Below are 19,466 nucleotides of genomic sequence, written 5' to 3' on the forward strand. Positions count from 1 at the left end.
GGTTGCGTGGACGTCACGCAGCCGGTGAAGTTTTGATTGCAGGGTGTATCTCAAGGCGCACGATATGAGCACGCTATTCTCAAGCATCTTTCGCGCTGGTGACCTGGTGGAGGTCAGAAGCAAGGAGGAGATCCTCGCGACGCTGGATGCCAACGGCCGCCTGGAGGAAATGCCCTTCATGCCCGAGATGCTGAAGCATTGCGGCAAGACGCTTCGCGTCGGCAAGCGAGCTCACAAGACCTGCGATCCGGCGCTCGGTATCGGCGGGCGCAAGATGCTGAACACGGTCCATCTCGAGAACATCCGCTGCAACGGCGCGGCTCATGACGGCTGCGAGGCGGCCTGCCTGATATTCTGGAAGGACGCCTGGTTGAAGCCGGCGGGCGAGAAAGGGCCGTCGCCAGATGGCGCTGGCAAGCCGTTCAGGTCTGGCGGCTGCAGCGAGGAAACGCTGTGGAGCACGATCAAGCATCCGCCGAAGGTCGGCGAAACCGAGCCGACCTACGTTTGCCAGAACACGCAGGTCAAATTCGCCACGCAACCCCTGAAGTGGTGGGATCCGCGTCAGTATGTCGAGGACTACACTTCGGGTAACGTTCGGTTGCAGGACCTCGTCGCCGGATTGACTTTCTCGGTCTGGCGCACGGTCACCGAAGCAGGGCTGGGCATTGGCACCGCGATGCGCTGGATCTACGACACATTCCAGCGCATGAGAGGTGGCGTACCTTATCCGATCAGGCCCTTCGGTGTGCCGGAGGGTAGCAAGGTCCCGCAGTCCCGGCTTGATCTGCAGGTGGGCGACGTCGTGCGCGTCAAGCCGTACAAGGACATCCTCGAGACGCTGGACTGCAATTACCGCAATCGCGGCCTGTATTTCGATCCGGAGATGGTACCGTTCACGGAACGCGAGTACGAGGTCGAGAGGCGTCAAAGGCAGATCATCGACGAAGGCTCGTGCAAGATGGTCCGTTTCAAGACGGACGCGATCATCCTGAAGGATGTCGTGTGTGAGGCGCGCTATGCGATCTGCCGCCGCTTCTGCCCGCGCGCCATCTATCCCTATTGGCGGGAAATCTGGCTTGAGCGGGTACCTCAAGGCCAGAATCCAGCGAATTGAACGGGAACGACGCGTGCATCGGAACGAACGCACCGATCAGTATTTTGCGGACAACAAGCCATACTCTGGCCTTGGCCGCAGGTCGCTGCACAGCGGCGTGGCGTTCATTGCTGCGCGCGGATTGAATATCTTCGTTCAGTTGGCCTCCACGATCGTACTGGCGCGACTGCTCGGACCGCATGATTTCGGGTTGGTGGCCATGATGCTGGCCCTGATCGGCTTTGCGCCCCTTTTCGTCGATCTCGGGATGAGCGAGGCTTCCGCCCAGCGGAGCAGCATCTCACGCGCCGAGGTCAGCACGTTGTTCTGGCTGAATGTTCTGATCGGCGCCCTGCTGGCTGTGGTGCTGGCTGCGTCCGGTCGGTGGATAGCGCGTGCGTTCGGCGAGCCATCGCTCGCGGGCATGGCGTTGGCGTTATCGGTGACCTTCCTGATGATGGCCTTGTCGACGCAACACTATGCGCTGATGCGTCGGGCAATGCAGTTTCGCCGCATCGCGATGATCGACATATCGGCTAACATCATCGGAAGCGCTGCAAGCGTTGGACTGGCGCTTTCGGGCTGGGGCTACTGGGCGCTGATCGCCAAGCCGATCATAACGTCGGCTTTGACCGTCGTGGGAGCCTGGACCGCCTGTCGATGGATACCGGGCAGGCCGAGGCTCACGCCAATGGTCAAGGAACTGCTGCGGTTCGGGTTGGGAGTCACCGGCTTCACCATGACGGATTACTTCGCTCGTTCGGCGGATAGAATCGCGATGGGGTATTTCCTCGGTGCAGGGCCGCTTGGCTATTTTCAGAACGCCTTCACGATCTACAACAACCTGCTGTCGATTCTCAGTGAGCCGCTGCACAACATCGCGGTTTCGGGACTGAGTAAGCTCCAGCACAGTGCGGCCGAACTGAAGCGCTCCTGGGAAGGCGCGCTGTCATTGCTTTGCTACTTTTCGGGGCCTGCCTTCGCGGCCCTGGCCGTGAGCGCTCATGACATCGTGATCGTACTTCTCGGAGAGAAATGGTCTCCCGCGGGCCCCTTGCTCTGCATCCTCGCCATTCGCGGCATTGCCGACTGCATCGAGCGAACTCTCGGCTGGGTGCATGTCGCAGTCGGGCGTCCCGATCGGTGGATGCGATGGGGCATCTTCAGTGCAATCTGCCAACTGGTTGCGCTTGCAGCCGGACTGCCGTTCGGTGTGGTCGGAGTGACGATCGCCTACACGGTCACCATGTTTGTGCTGTTCGTTCCTGCGCTCGTCTATGCCGGCAGGCCTGTCGGGATCACAATCGGGGACGTCCTGCGCGCGACAGCGCCGCAGACCATTGCTGCGCTGGTCGCGGTCGCGGTCGCTTTCTCGATACAGGAGGCATTCCTGCAGGAATTGCCGCGGTTGCTGAGAATTCCCGTCGCGAGCGTGATCTGTGTGACGGCCTACCTGACTGTCGTGGTCGGGGTCTTCAGGATCACGCGGCCACTGCAACTCGCGTGGTCCTTGCTACGCGATTTCGGCATTGTACGACTGCAAGTCAACTCCTGATCCTGGATTACGCCCATGACCTCCTTTGAGCGCTTCCTGATTAACTTGGACACGTGGCCCGCCGGGGCATTTCTGAGGATCGGCCTCGGCCTTTGCATTCTGCCGGTCTTCCGACTGCTGTCAGGGGGCGACGATCGTATCGTGGTCGCGTTGCCGATGTTTCTCGCCCTGCTGCTCGCGCTTCGCCTTGGTCCAGCCGTGTGCCGACGTGTTCTTCCGTTTTCGCGCGAAGCGAAAGATCTGTGGTTCAAGCGTCGCAATCTTGGCAAGAGGTACGACTCCTACCAGTGGCAAAAGCTCTTCTGGATGGGGCTGGGCATGCTGCCCTACGCGCTGATCTCTGGAGGATTGGGGCGCGGGGAAATTGTGCTGCTTACGATCTGTACGATCGGCGGCGGAGCAGGGCTGCTGCTTTGGCGTAGGACCGGCCAGCTCAGCGTCGGTGCCGCCACTGCGAAAGCGACGAAGTTGCCGCCGGCCGCGGTCGCGTCGACGCCGCCCTAGGACCGGGCCGCCCTACATTACGGGAGCTTGCGACACTCGGTGAACCTGTCGCCGTCCGGCGTTTCCGCCCTCTCGAGGCAATGTGCCTTATCGGTAACCTTGCCGGCTACGACAAAGTCGTAGGCCTGGTTTTTGAAGACCAGCACGTAACGGCCGGGTGAGAGGACGAGATCGGGGTTCACTGGCTGCAGCTCGACCATCTCGCGGTTTTCAGGGACCGGCGCTACGGTCAGGTCGACGGAAACGGACCGGATCGCCCAGGCATCGTTGGCCATGGCGACTGCCGGTGACGACGGTGTTCGTGCGACCTGGGCGAGAATGCGCAATTGTGCGTTGTCGGGCGCGCTTGTCATAAGCTCGCGCTGATACGCGACAAACGACAGCGGGCCGTGCGGCACCACAACGGTGCCCGGCTTCGTGCTCAATACCGACACGGCGATCCGGCTGTCGGGAAGGCGGATGTTCATCGGCTCGAGCCGGATCATCCGCCCGTTGCTTGACGCAAAAATCCCATATGTCGTCGGCAGTGAACGTGCGGGTGGTGCGGGCGCGGCTGCTTCGATCGGAGCGCGATGTACGAAAGTAGCAATTGCCGGCTTCAGCTTGCGTCCGCTTTGCGGTGGCGGCTGAACGGGCGTCGCGTTCGAATGGCTGACAACCTGGGGTGCTGTGCTGAACAGGGATGCAACATTGCCCCGCATGAGCATTCCGGTCCCAATCGCCAGCAGAACCGTTGTTGGAGCGAGGAACCATACAAAGTTGCGCACTTTCCATTCGCTGGTGACCGAACGTCGGTCCCGCGGCGAGCTCTGAAGTTCTTCGGCGATCAGCTTCTCGATTAGTATCGTCTGCTGTTCCTGCACCGCGACGCTCGCCTCGGCAGTGCTGGTGTGCACGGGCGGTTGTACTGCTAGACGGATTGACGCCGGTGGCACCGAGTTCGGACCTGGATCCGCGGCCGGACTGAATCCCTCTCCTTCATCTGCCTCAGTCGCGTACAAGCCTACGGCTGAGCCGGTATGCGAGTCCGGTGGTGCTGGCTGCGGGCGGTTGTCGGAGTCCTCCGCTGAAACATCGTTTGGATCGGCCGCAGGGGGGACGGGCCCGTCGTCTGGCCCGGCATCGGGCCGAGACACGTTCGTCCGGCGTCCGATGTTCTCCGCGGCCTCATTCAGGCGCCGACTGACCTCATCCTGCGGGAGCACAATCGGCTGCAGGGGTTGCTCCAGGTCAAGGAGCGGATGAGCTTCATCCGTCGGTCCACCGTTCGGCGAGCTCGGATCCTCGCCAAGGACCGTCGGATGCTCGTCGGTCGGACTGTCTGGCGGTCCGGCGGGATCGCGCTCCGGATTTGCGGGCTCGCGCAGGCGGGCTTCGACGAATTGCGTCCAGGCGCCACGCCGTCGCAGAGGTGCAGCAAGCCTGTCTGCCTGACGTGGCAAAGGCGGCGCATTCAGGATGGCCGCTTGAGCCGAGGGAAGCTGACTGGAGCGTTTCATGCCTGGATACGCAGCTTGACGTTTGTCCACCGTTGCGGACGTTCGCGACACCCTTGCGATCATATGATCGAGATCGCCTACCTGCTGGGATGTAGCAGCCGCCGCTTAACAGGGCGTTAACCATAAACCGGCGGAAATGCCGCATTGCTCCGTACCACCCGAGGTGACGATTTCAGGCGGCTGCTGGCAGCTCAAAGGATCCGGCGATCTGGCGCAGACGGTTGGCTCGTGCGCTCATCAGGTCGGTGTGAGCAATACCGAGGATGTCGAATACCGTCTGTATGCGGTAGAGCCAATCGTGCCTCAGCGCGGCTTCCCGGACGTTTGCGTTCTGAACCGCTCGCAGTCGCGCCGGCTCTGCGTCCAGCGCTTCGAGGATCTGGCAAATGTGCGGCGAATCGAAGGGCACATGAATGACGGCATCGGGCCAGTCGAACTGCCGTGCAAACTCTTCGGTGCGGGGCGCTTCTCCGACCATCACTGCCCCGGCTGCAGCACCTTCATAATAGCGAGCGGAAATCTCGTCTCGGCCCGCCGTGAACTCCGGGTTGTTGACGTGGCTGCGATTGGCAATGAAATAGCGGCTGCGCTGTAGGATATTCGCAATCATGATGCGGTGTTCTTCCGGATTGTCGACCCGGAACGTTCTTTCCTTCCGGTTCGAACCGCTCGCTGCCACAGTGTCGTAGTAGTAGAAGAAGCGCTCTCTCTCGGCGCCGGCCAGCAACGCGGCGTGGGTCGTCGCCGAACGACGTCCGATGTTGCACACGGCGATCGATCGCTGCTGCTCGGGCTTCGGTGCGAACCGCTCCACGTCGACAGCCAGCGGCAGATAGCTGCACGGTCGACCCGCTATGCGCGCGATCTGCGGTGCGCAGTGATGCAGGCCGACGAATATATGATCAAATCCGGACAGGAGCTCGATCAGATACTCCGGGATGTCGTCTGCCCAGACTTCAGTGATGAAGCATGCGGCCTTGCGACACCGCTTGCGCCAGTCGGGAATTGCGGCGAGCGCGTGGAGTTGATACGCATTGCTGAAGATCGGAAAGAACAGTTCGTAATCGCGTTGCAGCCGCAGCTGCGGCGGGGAGGGTGCCAGCACACCTGCCAGTTTGGTCGATCCTGATGCAAGGCGCGTCCACTTGTAGACTCGCCGCGAGAACTCCAGTGCAGCACGATCTCGAACATCGAACCGATCGGCGCGCGTCATCGCCGCCAAATTGTCCTCGAACTCATAGCTGAGGCAAAATGCGACAAGATCGGAAATCCGACGCTGCGAGAGGAGTAAAACCTTGCCTTCCACGAGGCGCTGCCTCCGACCTATCAAACGCCGGAAAATGCCGGCCACACCACTTCCGGAATCCCTCGACCAGGAGCGAGTTGCGTGCTGATCGTCGTCACGAACGGCGCCAATCAACGCAAGTCCATACGCTATTTAATCTTGTTTTGTCCAAGTTTTCCCGAAATTGGATAATGCGAGCCTGTCATTGGAGTTCATTGCACGCATGGGCATTCTCGCCGAGCCGTTGCGAAGGCAAGCACGAGGATGCATCGACAAATGCGCGTTAACCTGGAGAAGTTAAATCTGGAACTCGCTGACAGTTGCGAAGAAGGTCAGCGGACAACGATTGAGTGCGCGTTAACTCGAAAAAGTTAAATCTGGAACCGCTTGACAACAACCGGCTTCGATGATGCGCAACGCGCTCTGCGGCAATCGCGAGAATTAGCTATAAATTTCATTTAACATGCGCCGAGCCCACGTTGGCGATGAACGCGTCGGGAAAATCCGGTAGCGTGCCGCATCATTTCGACACGGCAAGAATATTCAACACGGAAAATTTTTGAACACAGGCGGCGTCGGGCTTCATGCGTATTCTTAGCGTATTTGGTACTCGTCCAGAGGCGATCAAAATGGCACCGCTTGTGCTGGCGCTGGGCGAAGCAGAAGGAATTGAAACGCGCGTCTGCGTGACGGGCCAGCATCGTCAGATGCTCGACGATGTGATGTCGGCGTTCTCGTTGAAGGCTGACTACGACCTGAACATCATGCGACCGAACCAGTCGTTGAGCGAAGTGTTCAGTGCGGTCATGACCGGAATCGATCCGATCATCGCCGACTACAATCCGGACTACGTTCTTGTGCAGGGCGACACCGCAACCAGTACGGCGGCTGCACTTGCCGCGTTCTTCCGGTCGGTCAGTGTCGGGCACGTCGAGGCGGGATTGCGAACCGGCAATCTCATGAGCCCGTGGCCGGAGGAAGCCAATCGGCGGGTCACTGCGGTCGTTACGACGAGGCATTATGCGCCGACGTCGCGTGCGCGTTCAGCCCTGCTGAAGGAAGGCTATCCGCCGGACGCCGTGATTGTCACCGGCAATACCGTGATCGACGGGCTGCTTCGTATGGCCGCAAATATCGCTCAACCGGGCGAACTTCGCCGGTCGCTCGAGGTGAAATACTCATGGCTCGATACGTCGAAGCGACTTGTTCTGGTGACCGGACACCGGCGCGAGAGCTTTGGATCCGGGTTCCGGCAAATTTGCGAGGCATTGAAGACGATCAGTCGGCGGGACGACATTCAGATCGTGTATCCCGTTCATCTCAATCCGAACGTGCGCGGGCCGGTATTTGATCATCTGCGCGATGCGTCGAATATCTTCCTGATCGAACCCCTGAACTATCCCGAGTTCGTCTACCTCATGACGCGCTCATATCTCATCCTCACCGATTCCGGTGGAATTCAGGAGGAGGCACCGGCGCTTCGCAAGCCGGTGCTCGTCATGCGAGATACCAGCGAGCGCATGGAGGCCGTTGACGCCGGCGTAGCTCGCCTGGTCACCACCGACCCGGCTCGCATCGTCGCGGGCGTCGAACGCCTGCTCGATGTGCCAGCGGAGCACGAAGCCATGTCTCTCGGAGCCAATCCGTTCGGTGACGGGCACGCCAGCAAACTGATCGTGCATGATCTTCTGAATGTCCGTCGGCCGCAACGTCCAACTGATCACATCACGAGCGTCAATCTTTTGCCGAATGCCGAGATGCATTCGCGGCCGACACCACCGCTCTCCCAACCGGCGTACTGATCAAACGAAGCCATGGACACCAGAACCAATCAATTGGTCATTCAGGAATACGGCCAGCCGCTTGCGGAAGACTACGGTCCGCCAGCGGCGGCCCGGCCGACGTTCGGCTTGTGGGACGTCGTTGACGTTCTGCGCCGTGAATGGCGGTTGCCCGTTATCGGACTGTTGATTGGGCTGGCGGTCGCCGGGGCTTCCGTTGTTGTCATGAAGGCACCCTACAAGAGCAGTGCGCGCATCCTCATCGATCGAAGTCTCAATCGTTATCTGCAGACCAACAAGATCGTGGATCAACCGACGATGGACGAAGTGGAGGTCGGCAGTCAGCTTTACGTACTTTCATCCGACAGGGTAATGCTGCCGGTCATTCGTTCGCTGAATCTGGCCAGTGATAGCGAGTTTGCCGGCCGATCTGCGCTTGCGAGCGCCACAGACGAGAGCGCCAGCACGGCGGCAGCCACAGCTGCCGCTGAACGAGCTGCTCTCGAAGCTCTGTTGAAGCGCGTGACAATTGCGCGAGAGGATGTCGCCAACGTTATCAATGTGACAGTCGAGTCGCAGAGTGCGGAGAAGGCCGCGAAGATCGCCAACGGCATCGTGGATAGCTATCTCGCGTCCCTGCAGGACGCAAAATTGAAGTCGACGCAGAAGGTGAGCGGATGGCTGCAGGAGCGGCTCATCGAGCTGAAGAAGCAGGTAGCCGACGCGGACAAGGCGCTGCAGGACTTCAAGACGGCTAACAACCTCAGCAGCACTGGCGCGCAGGATACCGAGCTCCTGGCAAGTCTGAATACCCAGCTGATGAATGCCAAGTTCGCGGCAGTCGAGGCAAAGGAGCGCCTCGACCGTATCAAGCGGACAGAGGCAAACGGGATTCCGTCAGCCGTGTCGACGGATGCGCTATTCAACGACAAGCGGGCGGCAGTCATCAACTTCGCGCTCAACAACAGCGAACTTGCACGTCTCCGCACGCAAAAGCGCGACCTTGCGTCTCGCCTTGCGGAAATGGAAGCTCGCGTCGGTCGCAGGCACGCGGCTGTCGTCAAGCTTCGTGCGCAACTCAACAGCGTTGACGCCGCCATTCGGTCCGACGAGGGTCGCATTACCGATTCCTACGCCAGCGAATACGAAGTCGCCAAGGCACGACAGACCGAACTCGAAGACACGGCCGCAAAGCTTTCCGCGGAAACCGGAAGCCGGCTGCGAGAACTCGAGAGCGCCGCCGAGGCGCTACGCAATCTTTATAGTGGCTTCCTGCAAAAGCATAAGGAGATCGAGGCGGCGCAGGCGGAGACGCTTCCGGCCCAGAGTGCGCAGATCATCACGAGAGCAGTTCCGCCGCTGACAAAGAGTTCCAAGAAGACCCTCATCGTGGCGGCAGGCAGCATTTTTCTTGGCCTGTTTCTCGGCATAGGCTCTGCCTTCGGACGTGAATGGATGGCGGACGTGTTCCGTACGCCCAAGGCCGTCGAACAGGTGACCGAAACACGGTGCATCGGACTGCCCTTCGTCTACGCTGGTCAATTGCCAATCGAGGAGCATGTCCTTGCTGCCCCCTTCTCGCGCTTCGCGGAAGGCCTTCGCAATGTGAAGGCGATGCTCGACCGTTCGTCCACCTCGACCGGGGGCAAGGTCATCGGCGTCGTGTCGGCGGTTTCGAAAGAGGGAAAGACTGTCGTTGCCGCCAATCTTGCCGCGCTCATATTGTCGTCCTCTGGGTCGCGCACGCTGTTGATCGATGCCGACCTTCATCTCCGGAATCTCACGACTGCACTTTCCCCGGATGCGAAGGTCGGCCTTTTCGAAGCGCTGGAAGATCCCTCTCGTCTTGACGAGTTTGTTTGCAAGCGGCCGCATTCGGGGCTGGATGTCCTGCCAAATGCGTGCACGGTCAGGATTCCAAACGCCGCAGAGCTCCTGGGCTCGCAGGAAATGGAAAACCTGCTCGCTGTTGCACGGAAATCCTATGACTACATCGTGGTGGAGGTGGCGCCGATCATGTCGGTGGTCGACGCTAGGCTGATCGAGCGCTTCATCGATGAGTTCGTCTTCGTTGTGGAATGCGGTCAGACCAAGCGTACGAGCGTGCTCGAAGCCTTGTCGGTAACGCAGCTCATCCGTGAGCGAGTGTCGACCATCGTGCTCAACCAGATTGACCCTCTTGAGCTCAGAACCATCGAGGCAAGAAATGGGGTCAGGTCCGAAGGATATTACCGGGAGTAGGGCTGTGGACGAGCTTGACAGTGCTTCAGGGTCTACGCGCAGCTCAGCGCCGCGCAGGTATGTGCTGATTTCGCCCTGCCGCGATGAGGGACCCTATCTCCGCCGCACGCTGGACAGCGTGGCTGTACAGTCGGTGCCGCCAGCGCTGTGGATCGTCGTTGACGATGGATCCACCGACGACACGCCACAGATTCTGGAAGAGTATGCGGCGCGGTTGCCTTATCTGCGCGTCGTGCGCCGCCAGGATCGAGGCCACCGGCGGGTAGGGCCCGGCGTGATTGAGGCGTTTTATGATGGTCTCGATCAAGTGTCGCTCGGCGACTTCGGCTATTTGTGCAAGCTTGATATGGATCTCGACCTGCCGCCTCGCTACTTCGAACTTTTGATGCAGCGAATGGAAGGCAATCCACGTATCGGGACGACCTCCGGCAAACCCTGGTTCGTTCATCCCCAAACCGGCGATCTCGTGCCCGAGGTCTGCGGCGATGAAATGTCGGTTGGAATGACGAAATTCTATCGCGTTGCCTGCTTCGAGCAGATCGGGGGATTCGTGCGACAAGTCATGTGGGATGGCATCGATTGCCACCGCGCCAGAATGCTGGGCTGGATCGCCGAGAGCGTCGATTCAGAACCAATCCGGTTCGTCCACCTTCGTCCGCAAGGGGCCAGCCAGAACAGCATCTGGGCAGGCAGAATTCGTGCTGGCTTCGGTCAGTATTTCATGGGCACCTCGCCGTTTTACTATCTGGCGGTGGCGGCTTCCCGTCTTCGCGCGCACCCAATGTTCATCGGAAGCGTCGCGATGCTTTGGGGATACTTCAGCAGCTGGGCAAAGGGGTTGCCGCGCTACAACGACCCCGAGTTCAGACGTTTTCTTCGTGCCTATCAGCACGCGTGCCTGAGGCTGGGTAAACGAGCTGCCACAGCTCGCCTGGACGCCGAGCAGGTGGCTCGGTGGCAAGCCAGCCGGCAATCGCCGCAGGAAAGTTGAGCAGATGACGGAACACGTAAGCCTATTGGGCGTCGAATTTGATGCGGTTACGCTCGATCAGGCGGCGCAGCGCTGTGTCGATATCTGTCGCCGCTCGAACAATTCTCACATCGTCATGACGATCAATGCGTCGCATCTCTGCATGATGCGGCGAGACGTGGAGTTGGCGCACGCATGTTCCGCGGCCGATATGACGGTCGCGGACGGTATGCCGGTGGTTTGGGCAATACGAGCGTCAGGTCAACATATGCCGGAACGCGTGGCCGGCATCGATCTGATGGAAGGGCTCTTAAGGGCTGCCGTGTCCAACGGACTTTGTGTCTATTTTCTAGGGGCGCATCAGGAAGTCGTCGAAAAGCTCGTGCGCGTCTGCGAGGCGCGCTTTCCGCAACTGAAGATCGCTGGTTTCCGGAACGGTTACTTCGGTCCGGACGAGCACGAAATGATCGTCGATGAGATACGGGCCAGCGGCGCACACATTCTTTTTATCGGCTTGCCGTCCCCGTTCAAGGAGGTATGGAGCGAACGCTATCGGGACCGGCTGCAAGTTCCCGTCATCCTGGGGGTCGGCGGCAGCTTCGACGTTTTGGCCGGCTTTATCAGGCGTGCTCCTCGGCTATTCCAATCGTTCGGTCTCGAGTGGTTCTGGCGCCTGATGATGGAGCCGCGCAAATTATGGCGGCGATATCTTTCCACCAACAGCGAGTTCATCTGGCTGGCGCTCCGCGAGGTGGTGGCGCGCAGGGCTTATGCCGCCCGTCCGGAAAGAGCGATCGCCGGATCGGCAAGCGTCGTGTGGAGAGACGACCGAATAGTGGTTTCGGAACGCAGGGTGGCTGATCGGAGAATTCTTGTCAGGCGAAGGAGCAACGTGCGGGATTCGCAGGTTCCGATACCCGATCGCCGGCGCGGCATAGAGCGACGTATCTCAGAGCGTCGGGCGCGGACGGCTAGTGCTCCCCGGGGTATCGAGGTGAGCGCCTGACGTATCGGCTGACCAACCAGGATCACTGATCCCAAGCGGGCAGCTAAACGATTCGCTTCATGGCGCAAGCGCGGGAAGCATCAAGTGGTTAAACCGCCAAGCAGCACCGATTCCTTCGGGTACGATAACGCAGACCAACCTATCGTCGTTAAGTTAAAGCCTGATGTGTACGTATTTGGGTACGAGTTTTGCCACGTTCTGCAAACGCTGATCATACACGGCTGCGTGCCCGCTGAGCTCATCTATGAGGACGGCGGGGCGCTCATCCTTATTTTTGATCCCAATGAGAAGAAAGCGGAACTATGGTCAGGATGGTGGAGGTGCGACAAACCCGACATTTACTCCATCATCGAACCAGAGCATCGCGGGCTCGTGGGTCAAATATTCGAAACCACGGACGCCTTCTTGGAGTTTTCCAATTCTCAATCTCTTCAGATTGAGCTGATCCCAGGCCAGATCCAAAAGATTCAAAGATCAGACGCTGCGTTTTTCCGCGGAGACGCTCCCCTTCGTCCTCGACCTCCATAAAGAACTGCTTCCGCACAGCGCGCATCAGAAGCGTTTGCGATTCGATATTGGGCGAAAGATTGCAGAAGATGCCGTGGATTCTCTGGGTGTGGGGAAAGGCGGTAGCGCTCCACGCTACCACGGGCCTCGAATTGCCCCACGCCATATTCCGATCGGCTCAGCCCGATAGGCCGGCCTTGCGCAAGCCATCAAGGAAGTGCTCGCGATCGACCGAATTTCTGTATCTTTCGGCCCGCGCTCGAACGAGATCGAGGGTGTTCGCCGGCGGCGTTGCGCCGTTCGCGCTCATTTCACGACAACGTTCCGTGACGAACGCTTCGGCTTCGGATCGCGCTTCGCTGTGCCGACCCATCTGCGCATAACAGGCGGCAAGCAGACTGTGCGACCAGCGGTCGGGGGATCGCGCCTCCATCAGCGTCTTGACTGCTTCATCGTACCGGCGCCCCGAATAGAGCGCGAGCGCGTGGTACCAGTGGTACAGATTGGGCGGGAAGGGATTTAGTCGTTTGGCCGCATCGATCCATGCGAGTGCCTCTCGCCACCGTCCCCAGTAGACCAGAATGTTCGCGAAAACGGCGGCGACGTCGGCGTCGTTTGGATTGAGCGCCAGAGCCCGGCTGAAATGGATTTCGGCCTTGGCATCCTCGCGACGCAGGAACAGCAATTGCGCGAAGACGCCATGGGCCCAGGCGTCGCCGCCGTCGATGTCGAGCGCGGTCTCGATCTCGCTCAGCGCGTCGTCGAGCTTCGCCGTGCCGGGCGATTCGAGAAACACGTCGCAGACGATCGTCCAGGCAATGTTGACGTGAGCGCGGGCATATTGCGGATCGAGCGCGACTGCGTCCCGGAAAAACTGCCTGGCTTCCGCCATGCCCTTCACGGTCAATTGACGCCATCGCTCGTTGCCCAGCAGAACCAGGTCATACGCTGTAATGTTCGGGGTCGGCTTGCGTCTCGCGATCTCGCGGCCGGCGTCCTCGAGCCGACCCGGAAGGGCTGCGACGATTGCGCGGACGATCTCGTCCTGCAGGGCGAAGATGTCTTCGAGTTCGCGGTCGTAGCGCTCGGTCCAGAGATTGTAACCGCTCGCGCCATCGAGAAGCTGGACGATCACCCGCATCCGGCTGCCGATCTTGCGCACGCTTCCTTCGGCCACGTACCTGACGCCGAGTTCGCGACCGACCTGCTTGATCTCGGGCGTCTTGCCCTTGTAGGCGAAGCTGGAGTGGCGGGCGACAACGAACAGCGAGCGGAAGCGCGACAGTTCGGCGATGATGTCTCCCGTGATTCCGTCGGAAAAATATTCCTGCGCGGGATCGCCGCTGAGATTCGAGAACGGCAGCACTGCAAGCGACGGCCCATCGGGCACCGTTATTGCCGGCGAGGTGGGCAGGCCGGCGCCGAATTCGGCGGCGACCAGTGGCCCGACATAGCGGTAGCCGCGGCGCGGCAGGGTCTCGATCCAGGTCGCACCGCCCTCGACGTCGGCAAATACCCGCCGCAGGGCGGCGATCTGCACCGTCAGGTTGCTCTCCTCGATCGCAAGCCCCGGCCACGCCGCCTGCATCAATGCGTCCTTGGAAACCGGCGTTCCGGCCTGCTCGACAAGCAGCCGAAGCAGCGTCACCGCGCGCCGCCCGAGCGCGACCGGTTCGGACTCTCGAAACAACATCACGGCTTCCGCGTCGAGGCGGTAGGGGCCGAATTCGTGGATCGTCGCCATGGTTCGGGAGACTACATTTTTTGCATCTTTTTCGGAACAGATTCAGGACCTCCGGGAATCCGGCGACCCGCCCCGCTGCCGCTGACACGCAGTTTTGCGCGGCCGATTTCCGCTTTCGCCTCGATCCACCTCGCGCGGCACCCCGCCAGCAGAGCGTTCGCGCCGCCGCAGCCAGGCGACGGCCGCTTGACAATGTAAGTAAGAATATTATTACAAATCGCAGTTTTCGGAGAACGCGTTCATGCTGCAGACCAAGCGAAGCTATAGCGGAATGGTGACCGCGCCGCATCACCTTGCGGCGCAGGCCGGGCTCGCCGTCCTTTCCGAGGGGGGCAATGCGGTCGAGGCGATGATTGCGTCCGCCGCCACGATCGCGGTGGTCTATCCGCATATGAACGGCCTTGGTGGCGACAGCTTCTGGCTGGTCGGCCGGGCGGGCTCTTCGCCGGTCGGAATCCAGGCGTGCGGACGGTCGGCGAAGGCCGCCAGCCGCGCCTGGTATCGCGAGCATGGCTGCAGCACCATCCCAAGCCGCGGACCGCTCGCGGCACTCACCGCTGCCGGGACCGTCGATGGCTGGCAGAAGGCCCATGAGCTCAGCCGCGATCGCCACGGGGGGCGCATGCCGTTGTCGCGGCTGCTCGAACCTGCGATCGGCTATGCCGCCGATGGCGTCGCCGTGACCCAGACCTTGCACGACAACACCACGAAGAAGCGCGCTGAACTGCAGGATGTGCCTGGCTTTGCCGAAGTCTATCTGCCGCAGGGCGCTCCGCTTGCGGTCGGCACGCGGTTGCGGCAGCCGCGCGTGGCAGACACGTTGCGGCAGCTGGCGCAAGCCGGCCTTTCCGATTTCTATCGCGGCGACCTGGCGCGGTCGATGGCGGCTGATCTCGAACGGCTCGGCAGCCCGCTCCGCCTATCCGATCTGGAGCAGCATCAAGCATCACTGGTGACGCCGCTGTCGGTCGATGTGGCGGGGCACAAGGTGTTCAACATGCCGCCGCCGACGCAGGGCCTGGCCTCGCTGTTGATTCTCGCGCTCTATGCCCGGCGCATGGCGAGGGACGCGGACGGGGTCGATCATCTGCACCGGCTGGTCGAGAGCACGAAGGCGTCGTTCCGCATCCGCAATCGCTACGTGACCGATCCCGACTACATGGCGCGGTCGGCTGCTGGGTTTCTCACCGACGAGTCCATTGCGGCGCTCGAAAAGACCGTCGCCGTCGATCATGCAGCGCGCTGGCCTGACCCGCCGGCCCAGGGCGATACGGTCTGGCTCGCTGCGACCGACCGGAACGGTCTTAGCGTCAGCTTCATTCAGAGCATCTATTGGGAGTTTGGCTCGGGCGTCATCCTGCCCCAAAGCGGGGTCACCTGGCAGAACCGTGGGACGAGCTTCGGTCTCGCCGAGACCGACATCAACTGCCTGGAACCTGGGCGGCTGCCGTTCCACACCATTCAGCCCGCAATGGCTGAACTCAGCGATGGCCGGCTGTTGTCCTACGGCACGATGGGCGGCGAAGGGCAGCCGCAAACCCAGGCGGCGATCTTCACACGCTACGCGTTGCACGGTCAGGACCTTCAGTCGACAGTGACCGCGCCGCGCTGGCTGCTCGGTCGCACATGGGGCGAGGAGAACAACAATCTCAAGGTCGAATCGCGTTTCGATCCTGCCGTCGTCGACGCGCTGCGGGCGCTCGGTCACGACATCCAGGTGGTCGGTGCGTTCGAGGAATTCATGGGCCACGCCGGCGCAATCGTCTGGCACCCGGACGGACTGCTCGAGGGCGCCAGCGATCCCCGCAGCGACGGCGTCGTCGCTGCCCGGTGAAGCGAGCACCCTTAGCTCGCACCAGCAGGGCTGTTCGAAATCTGCCGCGCGTGAGCTAGCGTGCGGCGCCGGCCGGTGTTCTGGCTGCGGACGGTTTCCGTTTTCCCTCGCTTGCGGCCGCCATCGCCGTCAACCAGGTCATGATCACGTCCAGCGCGTGGTGGCGACGTTTCTCCAGCCAGTCCGGCTCTCCCAGATCCTTGTCGAACATCGCCGACAGCGTGTAGCGGTTGGAGACATGAAAATAGCTCATGGCCGTGATGGTGACGTAGAGCTGAACCGGATCGACGTCGCTGCGGAACAGCCCGACCGCTAGGCCCCGGCGAAGGATGTTTTCGATGCTCGCGACCAAGGGCAGCGTGAGGTCGGCGATCTTGCGCGATTTGCGCAGGTTGCGCCCGCGCTGCAGGTTCTCATTGTTGATCAGGGCTATGTAATTCTGGTGCGCCCCGAAAAAGCTGAACGTGAAGTTGATCAGCTCGCGCATGGCCGCGACCGGATCGAGGTCGTCGAGCTTGAGTTGCTGTTCGGCCGCGCGGATCTCTGTGTAGACGTGTTCGAGCACGGCGAGATAAAGGCCGTTCTTGTCGCCGAAATAGGCGTACAGCAACCGCATGTTGGCTTTGGCGCGCTTCGCGATGGCTTCAACTCGAGCCCCGCCAATGCCGTTGCGGCAGAACTCGAACGTTGCCGCGTGCAGGATCGCTTCCTTCGTCAACGCGGAATCGCGTGCCCGTCTGCCGCGCGTGGCGCTGCGGGCCGGGGTGGTCGATGCTGTCGTTTCAGTCACGGGACAAGCTTTTCTCAGGTTGTACGAGCCCGGCGCGGACAATATATCCCCGCCCATCATGTTCAACGGGATGCGGGGCCCTGCCGCGCAGGCTCGCGGGATTGAGATCGCTATTGCGGCGGCTCGTCAAGGGGTAACCTTCCCGATGTTCCGGTCTCCACATCCACATCAACGCGCCGCCGTCACGATCGTGCCGCCATGCGCGACAAGGCGGCCATTCTTGTAGACGTCGCGCGGCCTGGGCCGGGCCACCACGGCCTCTTGCACGTGCTGCGCGTCGAGCACGACGAAGTCCGCCGCCGCACCCTTGGCCACCCCATAGTCCGGGAGGCCGAGGGCCTGCGCGGCGTTGGTGGTTACCATGTTGAAGGCGGCCGCCAGGTCGGCATCGGTGTTGAAGCCGGAGCGGTAGCCGACGATCAGGGCGCGCTCCAGGAGGTCGCCGTCGCCATAGGGCCACCAGGAATCGCGGATGTTGTCATTGCCGGCGAACACATTGACGCCGGCATCGCGCAGCAGCAGCACCGGCGGAAACGCATGCGCTCCGGGCGCGTTGGTCAAAATCGCGACCCGGGCCTCGGCGAGCAGCTGCGCGGTGCGCTGAACGACGTCACGCGGCACCTCGCCGAGCGCATAGGCATGGCTGATCGTGACCTTGCCGCCGAGCCCGAGGGCCTTCGTCCGGCGTGCAATGTTCTCGATCTCGAAGATACCGAGCAAGCCGCCGTCATGCAGGTGAATGTCGATGCCGACCCCGCGCCGGTCGGCAATGCCGAAGATGACGTCGAGATGCCCGTCGATGTCGGCATCGTAACCCGCCGGATCGAGGCCGCCGACCAGGTCCGCGCCGGCGCGAACCGCCTCGTCGAGCAGTCCGGCCACGCCCGGCGACGTCACGATGCCGCTTTGCGGAAAGGCGACGATCTGGACCGACACCTTGTCGCGGTGCGCGTCGCGCGCCGCCATGACCTGTTCGAGATTGCGCAACCCGACCTGAAGGTCGATATCGACGTGGCTGCGCATCTGGGTCGTGCCGTGCGCGACGCAGAGGTCGATCAGCGCCGCCGCCCGCACCGCAATCGGCCTGGCGCCGGCAAGCGCCTCCTTTTCGAATTTGACGCGCTCGCGCACGCTGAAACCGGCGGTGCAGGGGCGGTGGGACTTCCAATCGTCGCCGACGAAGCCCTTGTCGAGATGGATATGACCATCGACCAGCCCCGGCAACACCAGGCGTCCGGCCAAATCAAGCGTTTCGCCGCCCGCGACCGGCGATTGCGAGTGCGACGCGATCGAGGTGATGCGGCCATCGCGCACGGCGATATCGACGGTGCGCCCATCGACCAGTCGGGCGTTTCGAAACAGCGTGTCGGCAGTGCTCACTGGTCGTCTCCGGTTTGTTGCAACGGCGAGGCGATCGGGTCACGATTTGTCATGTTGGGACGATGCCGTCGGGTAGCGCGCGCGAGAACGCGGCGATGCCTCCAGCGGTGGTGATCCAGATCTCGTCACGACGCGCCAGGATTGTCTGCAGGGCGCGGCGCAGCGGACGCAGGCGGTGCGGCTGGCCGACCAGATAGGGGTGCAGCGCAATCCCCATGACGAGCGACTGCCTTTTCGATTGTGCCAACATCTCCTCGAACGTGTCGGTGATCATGGTGGCGAACTGCTCGCCGGAGTCTTTGCGACCGACGATCGAGGGGATATCGTTCAATTCCTGCGGATAGGGTACTGAAAGGATGCGGCCGCCGTTCCGCGTCGAGAACCACACCGGCTGATCGTCCATGCACCAGTCGAGCAGGTACTCGTAGCCTGCTTCGGCCAGCAGATCGGGTGTGACCTGTGATTGCGAAATCCAGGGCCCTAGCCAGCCGCGCGGCGGCCGCCCTTCGGCGCGCGCGATGACATCGGTCGCTTCCGCGATCAATTGACGCTCCTGGTCGGGCGCGAGCACGCCCTGGCGCTCGGAATTGGTGCGGCCGTGACCGACAATTTCGTCGCCGCGGGCGCGAAATGCCTCCATGACTTCAGGGCAGTAGTGATAGATGCCGCTGTTTGCGAGCACCGACAGCGGCAGCTCCAGCTCGTCGAACAGCTCGATCAGGCGCCACACGCCGACACGGTTGCCATAGTCGCGCCAGGCGTAGTTGAGGACGTCCGGATGCGGACCGCCGGGGCAGAGCTCGGCACCGAGCCCGTCGCCGAATGCGAAATGCTCGAGGTTGAGACCGACATAGACGGCAAGCCGCCGCCCTTGCGGCCAATTGAAATCCGGGCGTTGCCCGATCGCGCTGTAGCGATAGCGTCCGTGAGCGGCGAGGGCCGGTCCGACAGAATCCGAGCGCAGTACCGCTTCCCCGCGCGACAGGCGGTCGCCATCTTCCGCGATCGAGATCAACACGTCGCGGGCCTCGACATTCCTTGGGTCCATCGGAATTTTCTCCGCGCGGCTGATCGCTCGCTTGACATCGGAATATTTTTGAAGAAAGTTTTTACTTCCGTCAAGTCCGCGCATAAGCGGCAGCGGAGGAACTGGCGGCTTCGATGCCGAGGCCGCTATCAGCGGAGGAACACCGAAGATGAACTTCAGGAGCATAGTTTCGTCCGGACCTGCGCGTCGTTGGCCGGTTTGGCACGCCGCAGCGACGATCCTGCTG

General features: G+C 61.6%; 14 protein-coding genes. 8 read left to right on the forward strand and 6 right to left on the reverse strand.

What is annotated here, in order from left to right:
* The first annotated feature begins 64 nt into the window (after positions 1 to 64).
* Genes AC1VNY_RS00400 through AC1VNY_RS00410 form a run of 3 tightly spaced genes read left to right on the forward strand, consistent with a single transcriptional unit; the run spans position 65 to position 3,155 of the window.
* Positions 65 to 1,117 carry a hypothetical protein gene (locus tag AC1VNY_RS00400; protein WP_482403670.1) on the forward strand — a complete coding sequence of 351 codons (1,053 nt, stop codon included), beginning with the start codon at positions 65 to 67 and terminating at the stop codon, positions 1,115 to 1,117.
* Positions 1,080 to 2,651 (forward strand): lipopolysaccharide biosynthesis protein, encoded by a 1,572-nt coding sequence (locus tag AC1VNY_RS00405; protein ID WP_482403671.1) that lies wholly within the window; start codon positions 1,080 to 1,082, stop codon positions 2,649 to 2,651. Before AC1VNY_RS00400 ends, AC1VNY_RS00405 begins: the two co-directional genes overlap by 38 nt.
* 15 nt (positions 2,652 to 2,666) lie before the next feature.
* Entirely contained in the window at positions 2,667 to 3,155 is a 489-nt protein-coding gene (locus AC1VNY_RS00410; RefSeq protein WP_482403672.1) for a hypothetical protein, read from the forward strand.
* Between the two features lie 17 nt (positions 3,156 to 3,172).
* Here AC1VNY_RS00410 and AC1VNY_RS00415 read toward each other — a convergent pair whose 3' ends face one another.
* Entirely contained in the window at positions 3,173 to 4,654 is a 1,482-nt protein-coding gene (locus AC1VNY_RS00415) for a hypothetical protein (RefSeq protein ID WP_482403673.1), read from the reverse strand.
* A gap of 172 nt (positions 4,655 to 4,826) precedes the next feature.
* Positions 4,827 to 5,960: a glycosyltransferase family protein gene (locus AC1VNY_RS00420; RefSeq protein ID WP_482403674.1), complete on the reverse strand. Its 1,134-nt coding sequence runs from the start codon at positions 5,958 to 5,960 to the stop codon at positions 4,827 to 4,829.
* A gap of 563 nt (positions 5,961 to 6,523) precedes the next feature.
* Between AC1VNY_RS00420 and wecB the strand changes: the two genes are divergently transcribed.
* From wecB to AC1VNY_RS00440, 4 genes are read left to right on the forward strand one after another with little or no spacing between them, the layout of a single operon-like run.
* Entirely contained in the window at positions 6,524 to 7,741 is a 1,218-nt protein-coding gene (gene wecB / locus AC1VNY_RS00425) for a non-hydrolyzing UDP-N-acetylglucosamine 2-epimerase (RefSeq protein ID WP_482403675.1), read from the forward strand.
* Between the two features lie 12 nt (positions 7,742 to 7,753).
* On the forward strand, positions 7,754 to 9,961 hold the full coding sequence (locus tag AC1VNY_RS00430) for a GumC family protein (protein WP_482403676.1): 2,208 nt from the start codon (positions 7,754 to 7,756) through the stop codon (positions 9,959 to 9,961).
* A 4-nt stretch (positions 9,962 to 9,965) separates the two neighbouring features.
* Positions 9,966 to 10,952, forward strand: a complete 987-nt coding sequence (locus AC1VNY_RS00435) for a glycosyltransferase (protein WP_482403677.1) — start codon at positions 9,966 to 9,968, stop codon at positions 10,950 to 10,952.
* A gap of 4 nt (positions 10,953 to 10,956) precedes the next feature.
* Positions 10,957 to 11,937 (forward strand): WecB/TagA/CpsF family glycosyltransferase, encoded by a 981-nt coding sequence (locus AC1VNY_RS00440; protein WP_482403678.1) that lies wholly within the window; start codon positions 10,957 to 10,959, stop codon positions 11,935 to 11,937.
* A gap of 685 nt (positions 11,938 to 12,622) precedes the next feature.
* On the opposite strand, the gene AC1VNY_RS00445 is transcribed toward AC1VNY_RS00440, so the two are convergent.
* Positions 12,623 to 14,188, reverse strand: coding sequence for a winged helix-turn-helix domain-containing tetratricopeptide repeat protein (locus tag AC1VNY_RS00445; protein WP_482403679.1), 1,566 nt, complete (start codon positions 14,186 to 14,188; stop codon positions 12,623 to 12,625).
* Between the two features lie 241 nt (positions 14,189 to 14,429).
* Between AC1VNY_RS00445 and AC1VNY_RS00450 the strand changes: the two genes are divergently transcribed.
* Positions 14,430 to 16,022, forward strand: coding sequence for a gamma-glutamyltransferase family protein (locus tag AC1VNY_RS00450; RefSeq protein WP_482403680.1), 1,593 nt, complete (start codon positions 14,430 to 14,432; stop codon positions 16,020 to 16,022).
* 55 nt (positions 16,023 to 16,077) lie between these two features.
* Here AC1VNY_RS00450 and AC1VNY_RS00455 read toward each other — a convergent pair whose 3' ends face one another.
* The 3 genes from AC1VNY_RS00455 to AC1VNY_RS00465 form a co-directional block, all read right to left on the reverse strand.
* Entirely contained in the window at positions 16,078 to 16,812 is a 735-nt protein-coding gene (locus tag AC1VNY_RS00455; RefSeq protein ID WP_482403681.1) for a TetR/AcrR family transcriptional regulator, read from the reverse strand.
* A gap of 168 nt (positions 16,813 to 16,980) precedes the next feature.
* The gene (locus tag AC1VNY_RS00460; protein ID WP_482403682.1) at positions 16,981 to 18,192 is read right to left on the reverse strand and encodes an amidohydrolase family protein; all 1,212 of its coding nucleotides are present in this window, start codon (positions 18,190 to 18,192) and stop codon (positions 16,981 to 16,983) included.
* Between the two features lie 49 nt (positions 18,193 to 18,241).
* Positions 18,242 to 19,240: a polysaccharide deacetylase family protein gene (locus tag AC1VNY_RS00465; RefSeq protein ID WP_482403683.1), complete on the reverse strand. Its 999-nt coding sequence runs from the start codon at positions 19,238 to 19,240 to the stop codon at positions 18,242 to 18,244.
* Between the last annotated feature and the right edge of the window lie 226 nt (positions 19,241 to 19,466).

It is taken from the genome of Bradyrhizobium ferriligni (assembly GCF_056837965.1).